The 18,036-nt window shown below is 64.6% G+C and carries 16 protein-coding genes and 1 riboswitch; of the genes, 3 read left to right on the top strand and 13 right to left on the bottom strand.

Translation table 11 applies throughout. The annotated features are described in order from the left end of the window. Window positions 1-180 precede the first annotated feature (180 nt). The 10 genes from I6E04_RS05535 to I6E04_RS05490 form a co-directional block, all read right to left on the bottom strand. Entirely contained in the window at window positions 181-843 is a 663-nt protein-coding gene (locus I6E04_RS05535) for a response regulator transcription factor (protein WP_235422201.1), read from the bottom strand. A gap of 135 nt (window positions 844-978) precedes the next feature. After that, complete coding sequence (locus tag I6E04_RS05530) at window positions 979-2,325, bottom strand: glutamine synthetase family protein (protein WP_235422200.1); 1,347 nt, start codon at window positions 2,323-2,325, stop codon at window positions 979-981. 211 nt (window positions 2,326-2,536) lie between these two features. Then, a complete protein-coding gene (locus I6E04_RS05525) occupies window positions 2,537-2,743 on the bottom strand; it encodes a hypothetical protein (RefSeq protein WP_235422199.1) in 207 nt (68 codons plus the stop codon). A gap of 248 nt (window positions 2,744-2,991) precedes the next feature. Next, on the bottom strand, window positions 2,992-5,223 hold the full coding sequence (feoB, locus tag I6E04_RS05520; protein ID WP_235422198.1) for a ferrous iron transport protein B: 2,232 nt from the start codon (window positions 5,221-5,223) through the stop codon (window positions 2,992-2,994). Window positions 5,224-5,373: 150 nt separating this feature from the next. Then, window positions 5,374-5,595, bottom strand: a complete 222-nt coding sequence (locus I6E04_RS05515) for a FeoA family protein (RefSeq protein ID WP_235422197.1) — start codon at window positions 5,593-5,595, stop codon at window positions 5,374-5,376. Window positions 5,596-5,659: 64 nt separating this feature from the next. After that, entirely contained in the window at window positions 5,660-5,899 is a 240-nt protein-coding gene (locus I6E04_RS05510) for a FeoA family protein (protein ID WP_235422196.1), read from the bottom strand. Window positions 5,900-6,200: 301 nt separating this feature from the next. Next, window positions 6,201-6,953, bottom strand: a complete 753-nt coding sequence (locus I6E04_RS05505; RefSeq protein WP_235422195.1) for an ABC transporter ATP-binding protein — start codon at window positions 6,951-6,953, stop codon at window positions 6,201-6,203. Between the two features lie 45 nt (window positions 6,954-6,998). Continuing rightward, window positions 6,999-8,078 (bottom strand): ABC transporter substrate-binding protein, encoded by a 1,080-nt coding sequence (locus tag I6E04_RS05500; protein ID WP_235422194.1) that lies wholly within the window; start codon window positions 8,076-8,078, stop codon window positions 6,999-7,001. Between the two features lie 64 nt (window positions 8,079-8,142). Next, on the bottom strand, window positions 8,143-8,922 hold the full coding sequence (locus tag I6E04_RS05495; protein WP_235422193.1) for an ABC transporter permease: 780 nt from the start codon (window positions 8,920-8,922) through the stop codon (window positions 8,143-8,145). Beyond that, window positions 8,906-9,214: a thiamine-binding protein gene (locus I6E04_RS05490; protein WP_235422192.1), complete on the bottom strand. Its 309-nt coding sequence runs from the start codon at window positions 9,212-9,214 to the stop codon at window positions 8,906-8,908. Before I6E04_RS05490 ends, I6E04_RS05495 begins: the two co-directional genes overlap by 17 nt. A 331-nt stretch (window positions 9,215-9,545) precedes the next feature. Beyond that, a riboswitch (Fluoride riboswitch) is annotated at window positions 9,546-9,639 on the top strand. Between the two features lie 45 nt (window positions 9,640-9,684). Between I6E04_RS05490 and I6E04_RS05485 the strand changes: the two genes are divergently transcribed. Next, a complete protein-coding gene (locus tag I6E04_RS05485; protein WP_235422191.1) occupies window positions 9,685-10,902 on the top strand; it encodes a chloride channel protein in 1,218 nt (405 codons plus the stop codon). 288 nt (window positions 10,903-11,190) lie between these two features. Here the strand turns inward: I6E04_RS05485 and I6E04_RS05480 are convergent, their stop codons facing one another. The 3 genes from I6E04_RS05480 to aspS form a co-directional block, all read right to left on the bottom strand. After that, window positions 11,191-11,529: a P-II family nitrogen regulator gene (locus I6E04_RS05480; RefSeq protein WP_235422190.1), complete on the bottom strand. Its 339-nt coding sequence runs from the start codon at window positions 11,527-11,529 to the stop codon at window positions 11,191-11,193. Window positions 11,530-11,577: 48 nt separating this feature from the next. Further along, complete coding sequence (locus tag I6E04_RS05475) at window positions 11,578-12,852, bottom strand: ammonium transporter (RefSeq protein WP_235422188.1); 1,275 nt, start codon at window positions 12,850-12,852, stop codon at window positions 11,578-11,580. 501 nt (window positions 12,853-13,353) lie between these two features. Continuing rightward, window positions 13,354-15,108 (bottom strand): aspartate--tRNA ligase, encoded by a 1,755-nt coding sequence (aspS, locus tag I6E04_RS05470; RefSeq protein WP_235422228.1) that lies wholly within the window; start codon window positions 15,106-15,108, stop codon window positions 13,354-13,356. A 650-nt stretch (window positions 15,109-15,758) separates the two neighbouring features. Between aspS and I6E04_RS05465 the strand changes: the two genes are divergently transcribed. Then, the gene (locus tag I6E04_RS05465) at window positions 15,759-16,610 is read left to right on the top strand and encodes an ABC transporter substrate-binding protein (RefSeq protein WP_235422186.1); all 852 of its coding nucleotides are present in this window, start codon (window positions 15,759-15,761) and stop codon (window positions 16,608-16,610) included. A gap of 100 nt (window positions 16,611-16,710) precedes the next feature. Continuing rightward, complete coding sequence (locus I6E04_RS05460) at window positions 16,711-18,036, top strand: amino acid ABC transporter permease (RefSeq protein WP_235422179.1); 1,326 nt, start codon at window positions 16,711-16,713, stop codon at window positions 18,034-18,036.

Here is an 18,036-nt window from a genome sequence, read left to right as displayed (position 1 = left end):
GGTATGGGCTGAAACGGTTGTACCCGAACCGAAGCGCAGGTGATATATCGACGACCCTATGTTAAGCGAAATGCAAGAATCCTCACAGGTCCGACGGTGCAGGTGGGAAAAAAGTGCCTGTCCCCATTTTCCCAAGGGAAAATGGGGACAGGCACTTTTTTCCCAGCGGGGATAGCGTCTCTAGCCCTTGAACAGGTAGCCGACGCCGCGCACGGTGGTGATGTGCGCCGCGATCTGCGGGCCGACCTTGGAGCGGATGCGACGGATGTGCACGTCGACCGTGCGCGTGCCGCCGCAATACTCGAAGCCCCACACGCGATGCAGCAGCACCTCGCGGCTGTAGGCGCGGTTGGGGTGCATGGCCAAAAACGAGAGCAGCGAGTACTCCATGAGCGTCAGGTCGACGGGCTGGTCGTCCAGATAGACCTGGTAGGTGGCGAGGTTGATGGTCATGTTGTCCACGCGCAGCACGTCGTCGACGGAAAACGCGTCCTCCTCGCCCATCAGGCGACGGGCGCGGACCTCGAGCTCGATCTCGCTGGCGCCCGAGCAGATGAAGTCGCTACGGGAACGCGAGGGCATATGGAGACCGGACAGGCCATCGTCGTCCACGATGACGAGCATGGGGATGTTGCCCCGATCGTCCAGCCACTTGGCGATCTGCTCGATGCGGTCGTTGCGGATGCCGTCGGCATCCAGGATGAGCAGGTCGAAATCGCGTGCGGCGGTCGGGGAATCGGGAGTGGCGGCGTTCACCTCGACGCCCATGGTCGACGTCAACGTGCTCGCGAAATCGTAGTACCGCGTCGTGCGCGCCATATACAAAACGTTCTTCTCGGACATGTCACCACCCTCTCGCTGAAACCATCATAGCAGGTACCTCGTGCCTTTCCGCCCGTCGCGACCCGGCTCGGCACCGAATCCGCAACGCGTCGACGCCCGCGCGGAGGTGCGGGCGCCGGGCACGGCGGCGCGATCTTAGGAGCTCGCGAGGTACTGGTTGAGCTCCCACTCGGTGACGGTCGAGATGTACTTCTCCCACTCCTTGCGCTTCTTCTTGAGGAAGAAGCTGTGGATGTGCTCGCCGAGCGCATCCTTCATGAGCAGGGAGTTCTCGAACAGGTCGAGCGCCTCCTCGAGGTTGCGCGGCAGCGGCGAGCAACCGAGCTCGCGCAGCTCCAGATCGGTGAGGCCGGCGTCCTTGAGCTCGGTCTCGGCGGGAAGGCGCAGACCGCGTTTGATTCCGTCGAGGCCCGCGGCGAGCGTCACCGCGCACGCGAGGTACGGGTTGGCCATGGGGTCGGGGCTGCGCAGCTCGACGCGGGTCGAGAGCTGTTTGCCCGGCTTGTAGATGGGGATGCGGATCATCGCGGCGCGATTGCGCAGGCCCCACGTGGCGTGCGTGGGCGTCGGCGAGCTGTTCTTGCCCGTGACGAGGCGCTTGTACGAGTTCACCGTGGGGTTCGTGATGGCTGAGATCTCGCCCGCGTGCATGAGAATGCCCGCCATGTAGCTCTTGGCGATCGGCGAGAGGTGGTAGACCGGGTCGTCCTCGCCGTAGAACACGTTGTTGCCGTCGTAGTCGAACAGCGACTGATGCAAAAACATCGCCGAAGACGCCTCGCCCGCGATGGGCTTGGGCATGAACGACGCGTGGATACCCGCGTCGAAGGCCTCCAGGCGGATGATGTGCTTGGCGGTCATGATCGCGTCGGACATCGTGAGCGCCTCGGCGTGGCGCAGCGAGATGCCGTGCTGCGAGGGACCCGAGGAGTGGAACGTGTACTCCACCGGCACGCTCATCTTCTCGAGCGTGAGCACGGTGTTGCGACGCACGTCGCGCGCCGAATCGGCCGGGAGCAGATCGAAGTACCCCACACGGTCGAGCGGCTCGGGCGTATGCTCGTCCGGGAAGTAGTAGAACTCCAGCTCCGTGCCGACGTTCATGAGGTAGCCGGCCTCCTCGGCCTTGTGGAACATGCGGCGCAGGCAATAGCGCGGATCGCCGTCGAACGGCTTTCGGTCCGGCGTGCACACGTCGCAGAAGATGCGCGCCACGCCGTCACTCGACGGGCGCCACGGCAGGACCTGGAAGGTGGAGGGGTCCGGGAAGGCGAGCATGTCGGCCTCCTCGGGGGCGGCGAAGCCCTCGATGGACGAGCCGTCGAAGCCGATGCCCTCCTCGAAGGCGACCTCGAGATCCTCGGGACTGATGGCGAAGCTCTTGAGGCGACCGAGCACGTCGACGAACCACAGGCGCACGAAGCGGATGTCGCGCTCCTCGACGGTGCGGAGGACGAAATCGATGTTCTGTTGCTTATCCATAGGGCACCTTCCCGAATCGATCGAACGGTCGAGACGAATTCAAGCGCCCATTGTCACACATCTATGTTTCCGCAGGATTTCACGGTGCCGCATCCGACCTCCTGCGTGAAAGGCGTGGAATCACATCGGGCACTTTTGCATGTAAGAGCCTGCGCAAGAGGTGAAATCACGTCCGACGCGATTTCACCTCCGCCCGATTCCATGCCCGAGACTACTTGACGCCGCGTCCCAGCTCCTCGGCGACCTTGTCGATGCCCTTGCAGGCCGGACAGCTCTTTTGTCGACGAGGGCCGCAGTGCCCGGAGCAGGTACCGCCGGCAGCGCAGTCGGCGCAGCTCCCCTTCCGTTTGATACGAACACATACCGCCACGAACGCCACGGCGATCACGACAAGGATGACGATATCGATGAGGGACATGGTTCCTCCCTAGTGTTAGCTTAATAGAACTTTACCCTATTTCCGCATACGTCGCCATGAACAGACGGGCAACACACGATTTGTTCCCATGGGTTTGTCTCAGTTTCGAGCCTGTACATGAAACAACCCCATGGGGGAAACCGTGGAAGCGGCGAGGACGGCAGCTTCCCAACGAAAAACGCGCCGCCTGCGGGCACGGGCTCGCAGGCGGCGCATCAGAGGGGAGACAAGATGAAAGCCGAATCTACTTACGCGGTGACTCCAGCGGGCACATGCTCGTGGTCGTCCTCCCATGCCCACTTGGGCATCGGGCGCACGAGCTGGAACACGATCGCGGCGGCGAATGCGATGGCCACGACGGTCCACACGCTGAAGACGCCGGTCGCCAGCAGATAGAACTGGTTGATCATCAGGCCCACGACCCACGCGAACGCGCACTCGTACCCGATCGCGATCGCCGTCCACTTGCCGGAGTTCATCTGAGCGCGGATGGTGCCCATGGCCGCAAAGCAGGGGGCACACAGCAGGTTGAACGCGCCGAACGCGGCGATGGCGCCCATGCTCGGGAACATGCCGGCAAAGGCGACCCACAGGTTCGGGTCGGTCTCGGTGCCGTCGGCGATGTGCAAAAGCGAGCTCGCGGTCGCGACGACGTTCTCCTTAGCCACGAGGCCGGTGATGGACATGGCCGTCGCCTGCCAGCTGTCAAAGCCGAGCGGCGCGAAGATGAAGGCGATGGCACCGCCGACCATGGCGAGCACGGAGTAGTCGGTGAACTCCTCGGGGATGCCTTCCATGGCGGGCAAAAAGCCGAACGCGCCCTCGTACACGCCGAAGTTCGTGAGGAACCACACCACGACGGTGGAGGCGAAGATGATCGTGAACGCCTTCTTGATATAGGCCGAGACGCGCTCCCAGATATGCAGCCACCACGAGCGGATCGACGGGAAGTGGTAGCTCGGGAGCTCCATCACGAACGGCGTGGGACGGCCGGCGAAGAGCTTCGTCTTCTTGAGCATGATGCCCGAGGCGATGACCGCGATGACGCCCAGGAAGTAGAACAGCGGGGAGATCCAACTCGCCTCGGCGTCGCCCACCATGGCGCCCATGAGCAGCGCGATGATGGGAAGCTTGGCGCCGCAGGGGATGAACGTCGTGGTCATGACCGTCATGCGGCGGTCCTTCTCGTTCTCGATGGTCTTGGTGGCGAGCACACCGGGCACGCCGCAGCCCGTGGACACGAGCATGGGGATGAAGGACTTGCCGGACAGGCCGAAGCGGCGGAACACGCGGTCCATCACGAAGGCGACGCGGGCCATGTAGCCGCAGTCCTCGAGGAACGACAGCAGCACGAACAGGACGAACATCTGCGGGATGAAGCCCAGTACCGCGCCCACGCCGGCAACGATGCCGTTGAGCACGAGACTCTGCACGAGATCGCTCGCGCCGGCGGCGACCAACCAGCCCTCGATGGCACCGGGGATGGACGGGAACGCCATGCCGAACAGCTCGAAGCCCTCGCCGAACAGGTTGTCGTTCACCCAGTCGGTGCCGGCGGTGCCGAAGGCGTCCGCGCCGGTGGCGATCGAGTAGACGGCCCACATGATGGCGATGAAGATCGGCAGGCCGAGGATACGGTTCGTGACGATACGGTCGATCTTCTCGGAGGTGCTCATGCGCGCCGGGGCCTTCTTGAGGCACTCGTCGATCATATGCGCGATCACCGCGTAGCGCTCGCCGGTGATGATGGACTCCGCATCGTCGTCGCAATCGGCCTCGCACTGCGCGATGAGCTGCTCGACCTGGGCGGCGTGGTCCTTCGTGAGGTTGACGGCGTGCGCCGCGGCCTCGTCGCGCTCGAAGAGCTTGACCGCCCAGTAGCGGCGCTTGTTCGCCGGAACCGAAGCGGGCAGCAGGTCCTCGATCTTGGTGAGGACGTCCTCGATCGCCGAGTCGAAGCGATGCTCCGGCACGTTGCCCTTGGTCGCCGCAGCGCGCTTGGCCTGCGCGATGAGCTCGTCGACGCCGGTGTTGCGCAGCGCCGAGATCATCACGACCGGGCAGCCGAGGCTGCGGGAGAGTGCGGCGGTGTCGATCTTGTCACCGTTCTTCTCGACGAGGTCGGCCATGTTGAGCGCGACCACGACGGGCAGGCCGCATTCGACGACCTGCAGCGCCAGGTACAGGTTGCGCTCGAGGTTCGTGGCGTCGATGACCTGGATCACGACGTCGGGCTCGCCGCTCATGAGGTAATCGCGCGAGACCCGCTCCTCGGGGCTGTAGGGGGAAAGCGAGTAGATGCCGGGCAGGTCGGTGATGCGCACGCTCTTGTCGGCGAGCAGCGTCGCCTCCTTCTTTTCCACCGTCACGCCCGGCCAGTTGCCGACGTAGCCGTTTTGCCCGGTGATCAGGTTGAAAAGTGTTGTCTTGCCGCAGTTGGGGTTGCCCGCCAACGCGACGCGGAGCTGTGAAGCCGCCATGTATTCCTTCTTCCTTGAGGCTTTGAAACTTGGGTAAGCTGCTGAGTCGGCCCTACCGCGATGGGTTGGTTGGGGACGTGTTCCGTTCAACCCATTCCGCATGGTGTTAGAAATAGCTAACTCTACCTGCATGATATGCCGTCGGAGGCGTTACTGTACCTCGACGATGGCCGCCTCCTCCTTGCGGATGGAGAGCTCGTAGCCGCGCACGGAAATCTGGACGGGATCGCCCAGCGGCGCGACCTTCACGACCTTGAACTGCGTACCCTTGATGAGCCCGAGGTCCATCAGGTGCCGACGCAGCGCACCGGTGCCGTGCAGCTTGACGACGGTGGAGCTATCCCCCACCGCGACATCTCCCAGTGTCTTCATGACCTTCCCCCTTTCTCGATCCTTACGGCGAATCGCGACGCTATGCGGCATGGATGCCGCACCGTCACGCCGTCATGATACGTTGCGCCACCTTGGCATCCAGGCCGAAGCGGGCGCCCTTGACCATCACGATGATGTTCGAGCCGCTCGCGGAGACCACATGGACCTCCGAACCCTCGACGAACCCGATGTTCGCCAGGTGATGCTTCATGCTGGCATCGCCACGGATCTTGGTCACCGTGGCGGTCTCGCCGGCGCGCCGCAGGGACAGCGGCATAGCGGGCATCGTTACCGAAGACGTCATGTTCCACTCGCCTCCTCTCATCGCTCGGTCCTCACATGGGCATGGATAGCGCGTGCACGTTGCAGAGTTAGCCATGTCTATGTTTCGATAGGTAAACTAACACACGGCTAACTCTTTGTGAAGGGGAATCGGGCAGCTCGTTCAAAAAAGTTACCCGCGGTGTACATTTGTGACCGCCGCGGTGGCATTTTGTGAACAGCGTCTGACGTAAATTCACATGCTTGGACCTGCCTCGGCGGCAAGCCCCATGTGAAAATACGTCAGACGTACCGTCACCGCCGACACGACGCCGGGGCGCCCCCTACCCGAGCAGGGCGAGCACGCGGCGCTTGTGCTCCAAAAACTCCTCGGTCAGCGAGAATCCGGAGCGCTCGGCGCGCGGGCACGAGATGCGCTCCGTGCCGACGATCCGCGTCGGGTCGCCCGCCTGCGGGGCGCCGCGCATGACGAAGATCTCGTCGGCGAGCTCGAGCGCCTCGTCGACGTCGTGGGTCACCACGAGCGCCGTGGTCCCGAAGCGCTCGGCCACGTCCAGAAACCATGCGTGCATATCGGCCTTGGTAAAGGCGTCGAGCGCCGAAAACGGCTCGTCGAGCAGCATGAACTCCTGGCTGAACAGGTAGCTGCGCAACAGCGCGGCGCGCTGGCGCATGCCGCCCGAAAGCTCGGAGGGCCAGCGATCGGCCGTGCCGGCAAGGCCGAAGGTATCGAACAGCTCGAGCGCCCGGGGGCGCGCCTGCTCCCGCGGCACGCCGCGCAGCACGAGCGGCAGCGCGACGTTGTCCGCGATGGTCTTCTCCGGCAGCAGCAGGTCCTTTTGCAGCATGTAGGCGAGCTGTCCGGGCTCGCCGGTGATCTCGCGCCCGTCGAGGACCACGTGCCCCGCGTCGGGCAGCGACAACCCGGCGACCACGTGGAACAGCGTCGTCTTACCGCAGCCGGACGGCCCCAGTAGACAGGCGATGTGCCCCGACGCCACCGTCAGGCTCACGTCGTCGAGCACCTGAACCCCGTCGAACGCCACGCTCACGCGCTCTACCTCAAGCTGTGCCACACTGCCTCCCTCTGCGAAAAAAGTGCCTGTCCCCTTTTTCCCACGTTACCGGATGAACTGGGTGTCGAGGCCCGCGCCCGCCTCGATGGTCGGCGCGAAGCCCTGCTCGCTCACCCACGCGAAGAACGCGTCCCAACGGTCCTGATCGATGACACCCCATTGCGCGGCATCGGCCTGGTACTGATCGGCGAGGTACTCCTGGCTCGCGCGCACAAGCTCGCCGTCGAGCTCGGGCGCGGCATCGAGCAGTGCCTTGGCGGCGGCATCCGGGTCGGCGATGCAGTCCTCGTAGCCGCGACGGGTCGCGTCCACAAACGCCTGCACGGTATCGGGATCGTCGGCGATCAGGTCGTTGTTGGCGATGACGACCGGGGTGTAGAAGTCAAAGACCGGGTCGATGTCGGCAAACGCGAAGTAATTGGTGTCGAGACCCGCGAGCTCGCACTTCACGCCCGCCCACGCCCAGTAGATCCAGATGGTATCGACCTGGTCGGTCTGCAGCGCCGTCACCTCATCGGTCACGGTTGAGGGGATCATCTGCACGCGGGAAAAGTCGCCGCCGTCCGCCTCGACGCAGCGACGGATGACGCCCTGCTCGATGGGACCCTCCCACGTGGCGTAGGTATGGTCCATCATCGCGGCGGGATGCGTGATGCCCTTCTCGGCACGGCTGATGATGCCCGAGGTGTTGTGCTGGATGATGGAGGCAACGGCGCTCACGGGCAGCACGCTGTCACCCGAGACGTAACTCGCCATGGTGTCCTGGAAGCTCACGCCGAACTGCGCGTCACCCGTGGCGACGAGCGCGTCCGCGCCGTTCTCGGGCGCCTGCACGATCTCGGCCTCGAGGCCGGCGTCCTTGTAGTAGCCGTTCGCGGCGGCCACGTACACGCCGGTGTGGTTGGTGTTGGGCGTCCAGTCGAGGGCGAAGGTGATCTTCTTCAGGCCCGAGCCCGAAGCCGATGCGCCGGCGCCGCCCGCGGAACCGGACGGCTGCCCGCCCGAGCAACCGGCGAGCGCGGCGGCGCCGAGAGCGGCGGCACCCGCAAGGCCGGCGCGGACGAATCCGCGGCGCGAGACGGCGCGGCGGGCGATGATCTGGTCGATGGTCTGGATGCGATGCATATCGTTCTCCTTACGTGATGGGAAAATAGGGACTGTCCCTTTTTTCCCACATGAAGTCGTCGGGTCAGTCGCCGCTGCGCTCCCACGGCATCAGGCGGCGCCGCAGCGCGCCCACGGCCCACATGAGCACGAGCGACAGCGCCGAGATGAGGATGATCACGGCGAACATCTTGTCGAAGGCGTAGGCGCTGCACACGCGCGTCATGTAGACGCCCAGGCCCGAGAAGCCGCCCAGCCACTCGGCGATCACGGCGCCCACGATGGCGTAGGCAGCCGAAATCTTGAGGCCCGAGAAGAAGTGCCCGAGCGACGCCGGCAGCTTGGCATGGCGCATGACCTGCGTGCGGCTCGCTCCCATGGAGCGCATGAGGTCGATCACGTCCGGGTCGACGGAGCGGAAGCCGTCAAGCAGGCCGACCGTGATGGGAAAGAACGTCGCCACGACGATGAGCACGACCTTGGGCAGCATGCCGTAGCCGAACCACAGGACGAGCAGCGGCGCGATGGCGACCGTCGGGATGGTCTGCGTGAGCACCACAAGCGGGTAGAACGCGCGGTAGACGAGCTCGAAGCGGTCCATGGCGACCGCGGCGGCAAAGCCGAGCGCGATACCCGCGGCAAGGCCGAGGGCGGCCTCGGCGAGCGAGGTCGCGGCGTGGCCGGCGAGCAGCTGCCAGTCGCCGATGAGCGCTTGGACGACCGCCACCGGGCTCGGCAGCAGAAACGAGGGGACGATCCCCACGGAGCACACGAGCTGCCAAATCGCCACGAGCGCCACGACCGTCACCGGGGCGGCGAGCTTCTGCAGCGCAGGCGCGGAGGTCTCGCTACGCCTCGTGCTCATGGTACTTGCCGACCTTCTGCTCGGTGGTCATAAGGCCGCGCTCGGGCGCGTAGAAGATCTTGGCGTAGGTGGCGACCTTGTCCGCACCCGCGCGGATCACGATGCGGTTCACCTCGGCGAGCACCTCCATGCACAGGTCGTAGTCGCCCTCGATGGCGGTCTCGAACGGCCCCACGTACGCGTCGGGGAACTTGGATCGGATATAGGCGATGACCTCGTCCACGATGCGGCAGGTCTCCTCGTCGCTCGCGGTGTTCTGCGGCAGCACCTGGATCGCTACGCTTGCCTCCATGGCACATCCCTTCCGGGGCACGAAAAAGCCCCTCGTCATCGTAGGGGCTCGATCTGGCGCATGCGCGCGTCCCTACGCCGGCATTACCCGGATCAGGTTCAGGGTCGAAGCGGTGCGAGCGCGGGCCCGCGGGCTTCCTCTCAGCCGGACTCCTCCAGCTCCCCGTATGTCGTGAGCAAGTAATACCAAGGTGCGTCCCGCGCCGGACGGGTTTGCGACAAGACGGTGCCCGACAAGAAGGTGCCAGGTACAAACTTGTCAGGTGCGGGACGCTCGGTCCTATGCAAGCGAAACGAACATGGCACCGTGCCCCAACTGCCCATCTGCTATCATGGACCCGCGGAATGATGTTCTCCGTTGGGCCGGCGCCAAAACAGGCGCCCGAGCACCTAAACCGCCCTTAGGCTGATGACTTCTACCCCCGGCAGCCGCCGGACCTGGGGTAGGAGTCTCTTTTTTTGGAGGTCACCGTGAACGAACGCACCACCCGTGCCGCATCCGAATATCAAGCCATCGCAGTGCTGGCTATCTGCGGTATCCCCATCGGTATCGCCGTGGGCGCCATCTGCGCGCTGTTCGGCCGTGTGCTGCTCGCCATCACCGATTTCCGCGATACGCATCCGTGGCAGCTCATCCCCTTTTTGGCACTGGCGGGCATCGTTATCGCATGGGCGTACCGACGATTTGGCAAGAACACGGGACGCGGCATGGGCCTTGTGTTCGACGTCGGCCATGGCGCGGAGCCTGAGATCCCCTTGCGCCTTGTCCCCCTCATCATGGGCGGCACCTGGCTCACCCACCTGTTCGGCGGCAGTGCGGGACGCGAGGGCGTGGCGGTGCAGATCGGCGCGACGTTGTCGCATTGGGTCGGCCGCAAGCTGTCCATCCGCGACGCGGGCAACGCGTTTTTGGTCTGCGGCATGGCGGCGGGATTCGCCGGACTATTCCGCACGCCGCTTGCCGCCTGCGTCTTCGCGCTCGAAGTGCTTGTCGCCGGGAGGCTCGAATACCGCGCGCTCGCCTGCTCGCTCACCGCATCGTTCGCCGCGAGTATGACCTCGGGCGCCCTCGGACTCGAGAAGTTCGAGGTGCCGATTGCCGACGTGCTCGCCATCACGCCCACTTCACTGGCGCAGCTCGCTGTCGCCGGCGTCATCTTCGGGCTGGTGGGCGGCGCGTTCGCCTGGTGCCTTGCCGCCGCCAAGCGCCAGGCTTCACGTATCGAGAACCCGCTTGTCCGCATCGCCATCATCGGCGTCATGCTCTCGATCGTCCTGCTTGCCCTGTGGCAAGGGCGCTACGCGGGCCTGGGCACCAGCCTCATCTCCGCCGCCCTTGCTGGCGACGGTGGCGCCGGCATCTTCGTCTGGGACTGGGCCTGCAAGTTCGCCCTCACCGTGGTGACGCTCGCCGCCGGATTCCAGGGCGGCGAGGTGACGCCCCTGTTTTCCATCGGCGCGAGCCTGGGCGTCGTGCTCGCCGGGGTGCTCGGCTTGCCGGTCGAGCTCGTCGCCGCACTGGGGTATGCCGCGGTGTTCGGCAGCGCCACCAACACGCTGCTCGCCCCCATCCTCATCGGTGGCGAGGTGTTCGGATTCGCCAACCTGCCGGCGTTTTTCGTCGTGTGCGCCGCAGGCTATCTCGTCAATGGGAATCGGTCCATCTACGCCGGGCAAAAGCTCGTGTAGCGGGAGAGCGCGAACATCCGACAAACGCACTCGCCCCTCAGCCCGGCAAAAAGAAACGCGCGAACAGCGCTGCGCGCCGCGTCCGACATCCCGACGACCGCTGTCCAAACCTTCATAGCTGAACAAATCGCCCGCCCCCGTCCTGCGTGTGGAACCGCGTCTGACGTGATTTCACGCGCCGCACGGAAAAAGCCCCCGGGTCCAGAGGAACCCGGAGGCTGTAAGGCGTGAAATATCGTCTGGCCTTATTTCCCGCGGGAAACGCTGGCCCATGCGGCAACGATCCGCTTACAGCGCCGCGCGACCGCGCTCGCCGGTACGGATGCGCACCACGCTGTCGACGGGAGTGATGAAGATCTTGCCGTCGCCCACCTCTCCGGTGCGCGCGACCGTGCAGATGCAGTCGATGAGCGGATCGACCTCGTCATCATCCACCACGAGCATCACCTCGACCTTGGGCACCATCGTGAGCAGTACCTCGGAGCCGCGCACGTATTCCTTCCATCCGTGCTGGTGGCCGCAACCCTGCACCTCGAAGATCGTCATACCGGATACGCCGGCCTCGGTGAGCGCGTCCTTCAGGGGCTCAAGCACCTCCGGTCGCACGATAGCGGTAACCTGTTTCATTGAAATCCCTCCTGTTCAACTACACCACTCGATAGATCGAACCGGACATCAGATGTCCAGACCGGTGTAGGCGGGGTACGCGCTCTCTCCGTGAGCGGCGACGTCCAAACCGAGCGCCTCCTCGGCGTCCGTGACGCGAAGCCGTCCGCCGAACATCGCTCGGACGATGACGACAAGCACCGCATCCGCCGCAAGGACCAGTACAGCGGTCACGAGGATACCGAGCAGCTGGCTCACCAGCAACGAAGCATCGCCCGTATAAAGCAACCCGCCGTATTCGGTCCACGAAAGCTCGGGCACGCAGAAGACGCCCGTGAGAATGCCGCCCAAGATACCGCCGATGCCATGGCAGCCAAACGCATCGAGCGCGTCATCGTATCCAAACCGGCCCTTCAGGTGCGAAATCGCCAGATAACAGGCGGGCGAGACGACAAGACCCATGACGACGGCGGCCCATGGCTCGACAAAACCCGCCGAGGGCGTCACCACGACGAGGCCTGCCACAAGACCGGTGCATGCTCCCACGAGGGTCGGTTTGCCCGTGGCGATGCGCTCCACGATCATCCAGGACGCAAGCCCCGCCGAACTCGATACGACGGTGTTCAAAATCGCAAGGGCGGCGATGCCGTCCGCGGCGAACGCCGAGCCGCCGTTGAAGCCGAACCAGCCAAGCCACAGCAGTCCTGCACCGAGCGCGACGAACGGAACGTTATGCGGACGATACGCCTTGATTCCAAACCCCTTGCGCGCACCGAGTGCGATACACAAGACAAGACCGGTGAGTCCGGAGCTGATGTGCACCACGTCGCCGCCGGCGAAGTCGAGCGCGCCGATGATACCGCCGATCAGCGATCCGTCGCCGCCCCATACCATATGCGCGAGCGGCGCATAGACCACGAGCGACCAAGCGGCGATGAAGGCGGCCAACGCGCCGAAACGCATGCGCCCCGCGACGGATCCCGTGACGATCGCACAGGTGATGAGAGCGAAGGCCATCTGGAACACGATATCCACCACGGCAGGGTACGCGATTTCATCGGTGGACGCCGCCTCGGCGAGCATGTCCGCCACCGTGCCCGACAGGCCGAGTTGATCGAGTCCGCCGATCACGGGATTGGAGCCGTCGCCACCATAGGCGATCGACCATCCCGCAATCACCCACGTAATGCCGACGATGCCGATCACGGCGAAGCTCATAAGCATGGTGTTGACCACGTTCTTGCGCCGCGACAGACCACCGTAGAAAAACGCGAGGCCCGGCGTCATGAACAGGACGAGCATGGCGCTCACCATCATGAACGCGGTCGAACCGGAATCCAACATATATATCGCCTCCTAAAGCACTTGCATATCGAGATGTCCGTTCCACCTGCGGCGCCGACGACGGAACAGGACATGGCAATGGTAGGAAACGAAAAGCGCGAAAGAGAGCGGGCGGGCGTCGTTTTACGCGGTCGGAACCGGCTTGTAATACCGTAACGCCCTCGTAATCGGACTGAAAGCATTCAGTCGCACGTGGGAAACGCACTCTCAACGTCACAGCATCAGCGCGCGCGTAATGAGGTCTGACGAGATTTCATGCGCACGCAGCGCAAAGAATAAGCCTCCGGACCCGAAGGGGCCCGGAGGCTTCACGGTGCGACAAGTTTGTTCCTGGCACCTTCTTGTCTGAACGGCAAGGTACGGCACCCCAGTCGGCCGTTTGCGGCTTTTCCAGGTGCCCGAGATTCGCCCGAAAGAGGAGGGAGCACGCCTTAAGGGCGGCGACCGACGATTGAGGACGAAGATCGGGTGCCTGGGAAAGCCGATCAGGTCGAGGGGAGTCTACATCAGGCGCAGACCGACCTCTTTGAGCTGGGCCATCGAGACCTCGCTCGGCGCGGCGGACATGAGATCGGAGCCGCTCGAGGTCTTGGGGAACGCCATGACGTCGCGGATGGAGTCCGAACCGGCGAGCAGCATGCACACGCGGTCGAGTCCGAGCGCGAAGCCGCCCATCGGGGGCGCGCCGAACTCGAGGGCGTCCATGAGGAAGCCAAACTGCTCGCGGGCGCGCTCCTCGGAAAAGCCCATGAACTCGAGCATGCGCAGTTGCAGCTCGGAGTTGTGGATACGCATGCCGCCACCGCCGGCCTCGAAGCCGTCCATGACGAAGTCGTAGGTGCAGCTACCCATGGCAAGCGGGTCGGTCTCGAGCAGGTCGAGCTGGTCGACGTGCGGCAGGGTGAACGGCTGGTGCTCGGCCTCGTAGCGCTTGGCCTCGTCGTCCCAGTGGAACAGCGGGAAGTCGACGACCCACAGGAAGTCGTGGCCCGTGCGCTCGATGCCCAGGGCGTCGGCCATGTGAGAGCGCATGCCGCCCAAGATTTCGTCGGAGGCCAGACGCGGGCCGGCGGCGAACATCACGAGGTCGCCGGGCTCCACATCGCAGCGACGACGCAGCTCGTCCATCTCCTCGTCGGCGAAGAACTTGACGATGGGGCTGTTGATGGAGCCGTCCTCGCGGAAGGCGATCCACGCCAGGCCCTTGGCGCCGAAGGTCTCGGCGACCTTGGCGAGCTTGTCGATCTGCGCGCGCGGCCAAGCGCCCGCACCCTTGGCGTTGATGGCCTTGACGACCTGGCCCTCCATGTTGGCAGCGCCGGCGAACACCTTGAACTTGGAGTTCTTAAACACGTCGGTCAGGTCGACGAGCGTCATGCCGTAGCGCGTATCGGGCTTGTCGGAGCCGTAGGTATCCATGGCGTCCCAGTAGGACAGGCGGCGCAGCGGCGTGGGCATGTCCACGCCCACACGGGCGAAGGCGTCGGCGAGCACGTCCTCGAGCGCGCCCATGACGTCGTCCTGCTCCACGAAGCTCATCTCGATGTCCACCTGCGTGAACTCGGGCTGGCGGTCGGCGCGCAGGTCCTCGTCGCGGAAGCACTTGGCGACCTGGTAGTAGCGCTCCACGCCGCCGACCATGAGCAGCTGCTTCAGCAGCTGCGGGGACTGCGGCAGGGCGTAGAAGCTGCCGGGCTGCAGGCGGGAGGGAACGATGAAGTCGCGCGCGCCCTCCGGCGTGGACTTGAACAGCGACGGCGTCTCGACCTCCATGAACGCGCGGTCGTGCAGCGCCGTGCGGATCGCGAACGTGAAGTCGGAGCGCAGCTTCATGTTGGCCATCATCTCGGGACGGCGCAGGTCGAGGTAGCGATAGCGCAGACGGGTGTCCTCGGACGTCTCGATGCCGTCCTCGATCTGGAACGGCGGGGTCTTGGAGCGGTTGAGCACCTCGACGCGGTCGGTCAGAACCTCGATCTCACCGGTCGGGAGCTTGGGGTTGATCGTGTCGTCATCGCGGGCGATAACCGTGCCGTGCACGAGGATCGGCCACTCGGGGCGCATGGTCTCGGCGATGTGGAAGGCCTCGCCGGCGGCGTGCTCGGGATCGAACGTGCACTGGGTGATACCCTCGCGATCGCGCAGGTCGCAGAAGATCAGGCCGCCGTGATCGCGGCGACGCGAGACCCAACCGGTGAGCGTAACCTCCTCGCCGATGTTGGCGGCGCGCAGCTCTCCGCAGGTGCGGGTATGCATGGAATGGATGTCGGCGGGGTTTTGCGTGTGGTCGTGTGCCACGGAAATCCTCCTTTTGATCTGTGCCGCCCCGTGCCGGTACGGGCGACGTCGTACAGATTCCCGAGCGTGCGTAGACAGCGCATCTCGGGCTTGGCCGCAATGCCCCTCCAGGGAACGCGGCTGCATTAGCATACCGGAAATGCCGCGCAGCGCCACCAAAAAGCACGGGTTCTTGCGACTCTTAACAAAGGGGAAGCATTGGCCCGTACCGGCGACGGGACCGTGGCGCAGGCAAGTCTCCCCTCCTCCCAGCCTGTATACAGATATGCACACACGAGGCCCGGCATTATTTCTGGTTACAAAACCACAGATAATCAAAAATGAATCACCCCGCGTACGGGCGCAGGCGCGGGCACCGGCGCGCCAAATCGTGCGCATGCGTAAGCTCTGACCTGCGAGTTTCGGCGCGCATCCCGTCAAAAGAACACCCTGGATGACGCTCTCGCCCAAACAAACGCCTTTCAAAAACTGAATCATATCCGCCCATTACCGTATCAGAATGTATATTTCTATCCTGTTGCGTGCATATTTACGCTTGCACATGCACATCAGCAAGTATTAGGATGTGCCACATTCGCAACGAAGCACCCTGTGGAAGGAGCTCTTTTATGAATATCACCCGTAGGCAGTTCGTCCCCCTGGCGGCCGGTGCCGCCGCTGCCATGTTCGGCCTTGCCGGCTGCGGCAACGAGTCCGCGACCACGGGCAGCGCCCCTGCCGGTAGCGCCGGTTCCGCCTCCGACGAGCCCGCATCCGACGGCGAGCTCACCCTGCTGACCGCCGGCACGCTCACGTTTGCCACTTCGCCCGACTACCCGCCGTTCGAGAACCTCGTCGATGGCGAGTACGTCGGTCTCGACATGGATCTTGGCCGCGCGATCGCCGACTACCTCGGCCTCGAGTGCGAGTACACCAACATCGACTTCGACGGCATCGTCCCCGCCATCGTCGCGGGCGGCCAGGCTGACGCCGGCCTGTCGGGCATCTCCATCACCCCGGAGCGCGAGGACCAGGTCGATTTCTCCGAGCCCTACTATATCGACAACCAGGCCGTCGCCGTCATGAGCGACAACACCGCCATCACCGAGGACAACGCCACCGAGGCCTTGAACTCCGAGAACGTGACCATCGCCGTCCAGAGCGGCTCCACCGGCGCCGACCACGCCGCCGAGTTCTTCCCCAACGCCGAGCAGCTGCCGTTCCCCAACTTCACCGACGCCTTCGCCGCCGTCCAGGCCGGCCAAGCCGACGCGGTGTGCGGCAACAGCGCCGTCGTCGAGCAGATGCTCGCCGGCGCCTACTCGGACGAGCACGTCGTCTACTCCTCCGCCACCGGCGAGGAGTACGCCATCGCGGTCTCCAAGGACAACCCCGACCTGCTCGCCGCCATCAACGAGGCGATCGCGGCACTCCAGGAGGACGGCACCATCGATGAGCTTATCGCTGCCAACATGGGCTAAGCATCTCGCCGAACCCGTCTCATAACCGACTGTATGTATTCGCGACCCCTCCGCTCGCTGGAGGGGCCGCGATTCCCGTTTGAAAAGCGAGGCAAAAACCGTGGACACTCCGCGACTATCCCTCCAGCGCCTGCTCGGCACGCTCACGGCGTGCCTGCTCGTCTGCATCTGCGCGCTGGCCATCGCCACGCCGGCATCCGCTATGGAGGCGGTGCACTGCACCGGCCGACCCAACTCCGAGGACGACCCCACCGTCATCATGGGCGCCACGCAGTCGCGCATCACCTTCGAGGCGTCCATCGCCGAGGGCGAGGGCGTGACGCAGCTCACCCTGCACATCCCGGATGGAACCGAGTTCAACACCGAGGATCTGGCGGTCACGCTGCTCACCGGCGACGACCTCATGACGCGCAACGAGGTCGCCTACACCGAGACGGTCGACGGCCAGAACCTCACGCTCACCTTCGACGAGCCGATCGTGCAGGCTGGACACTTAAATGTCATCGTCTACGACGTGTACTTCCCCACCGCCGGCGGCGACATGCAGGTCGAGGCCACCTACTCCACCGCGGACGGCGCGAAGGACGCCGCCATCGCCGCCATCGCCGACATCCCCGTCATCCCGGTCCAGGGCATCTCGACCACCGAGGCGATCTCGCAATGGCTTGAGGGACAAGCATGGGTCCAAGCGTGGAACTCCAACCGCTTCCTGCGCCTGTTCTTTGACCCTACGCTGCTCGTGACGAGCTTCCCGGTGGTTCTGTCGGGCTTCTTCATGTCCATCGCGATCGTCGCCGTGTCGTTCCCGCTCGCCATCCCCGTCGCGCTCGTCTTGGCGTTCATGCGCCTCTCCAAGTTCCCGGTGTGGCGCGGCATCGCCACGGTCTACGTGAACCTCGTGCGCGGAACGCCGCTGTTCCTGCAGATCTACGTCGCGTTTTTCGGTCTGCCCATGGCGGGTATCAACATCCCCAACTTCCCGCTCGGCGTCATCGTCATGATGCTCAACTCGAGCGCCTACATGTGCGAGATCTTCCGCGCGGGTATCCTGTCCATCAACAAGGGCCAGTCCGAGGCGGCGCGCTCGCTGGGCATGAACCGCCTGCAGACGATGCTCTACGTCGTGCTCCCGCAGATGTTCCGCATCGTGATCCCCAACCTCACCAACGAGTTCATCACGCTGTACAAGGACACGTCGCTGCTCGCCGCTGTGGGCATCATGGAGCTCGTCATGTACGCGCGCACCATCGTGGCATCCACCGGCTCCATCACCCCCTACATCGTGGCGGCCGTGTTCTACCTCGTGATCACCCTGCCGCTCTCCCGCGTCACCCGCTATCTGGAGGAGCGCACGCGCCGCGGCCACGCGCACAAGCGCAAGAGCGCCCCGGAACCCGAGCCGACCAAGGAGGCGCAGCATGCCTGA

The sequence above is a fragment of the Collinsella tanakaei genome, assembly GCF_021531055.1.
In the GTDB taxonomy this organism is placed as follows: domain Bacteria; phylum Actinomycetota; class Coriobacteriia; order Coriobacteriales; family Coriobacteriaceae; genus Collinsella; species Collinsella tanakaei_B.
The sequence above is the reverse complement of the archived record's forward strand: the minus strand, read 5'-3'. Positions and strand labels throughout refer to the sequence as shown.

Excerpts from the sequence above, each read along its gene's own strand:
- I6E04_RS05535 (WP_235422201.1), bottom strand. The coding sequence starts at position 843 with ATGTCCGAGAAGAACGTTTTGTATATGGCGCGCACGACGCGGTACTAC.
- I6E04_RS05530 (WP_235422200.1), bottom strand. The coding sequence starts at position 2,325 with ATGGATAAGCAACAGAACATCGATTTCGTCCTCCGCACCGTCGAGGAG.
- I6E04_RS05525 (WP_235422199.1), bottom strand. The coding sequence starts at position 2,743 with ATGTCCCTCATCGATATCGTCATCCTTGTCGTGATCGCCGTGGCGTTC.
- feoB (WP_235422198.1), bottom strand. The coding sequence starts at position 5,223 with ATGGCGGCTTCACAGCTCCGCGTCGCGTTGGCGGGCAACCCCAACTGC.
- I6E04_RS05515 (WP_235422197.1), bottom strand. The coding sequence starts at position 5,595 with ATGAAGACACTGGGAGATGTCGCGGTGGGGGATAGCTCCACCGTCGTC.
- I6E04_RS05510 (WP_235422196.1), bottom strand. The coding sequence starts at position 5,899 with ATGACGTCTTCGGTAACGATGCCCGCTATGCCGCTGTCCCTGCGGCGC.
- I6E04_RS05500 (WP_235422194.1), bottom strand. The coding sequence starts at position 8,078 with ATGCATCGCATCCAGACCATCGACCAGATCATCGCCCGCCGCGCCGTC.
- I6E04_RS05495 (WP_235422193.1), bottom strand. The coding sequence starts at position 8,922 with ATGAGCACGAGGCGTAGCGAGACCTCCGCGCCTGCGCTGCAGAAGCTC.
- I6E04_RS05490 (WP_235422192.1), bottom strand. The coding sequence starts at position 9,214 with ATGGAGGCAAGCGTAGCGATCCAGGTGCTGCCGCAGAACACCGCGAGC.
- I6E04_RS05480 (WP_235422190.1), bottom strand. The coding sequence starts at position 11,529 with ATGAAACAGGTTACCGCTATCGTGCGACCGGAGGTGCTTGAGCCCCTG.
- I6E04_RS05475 (WP_235422188.1), bottom strand. The coding sequence starts at position 12,852 with ATGTTGGATTCCGGTTCGACCGCGTTCATGATGGTGAGCGCCATGCTC.
- aspS (WP_235422228.1), bottom strand. The coding sequence starts at position 15,108 with ATGCATACCCGCACCTGCGGAGAGCTGCGCGCCGCCAACATCGGCGAG.
- I6E04_RS05465 (WP_235422186.1), top strand. The coding sequence starts at position 15,759 with ATGAATATCACCCGTAGGCAGTTCGTCCCCCTGGCGGCCGGTGCCGCC.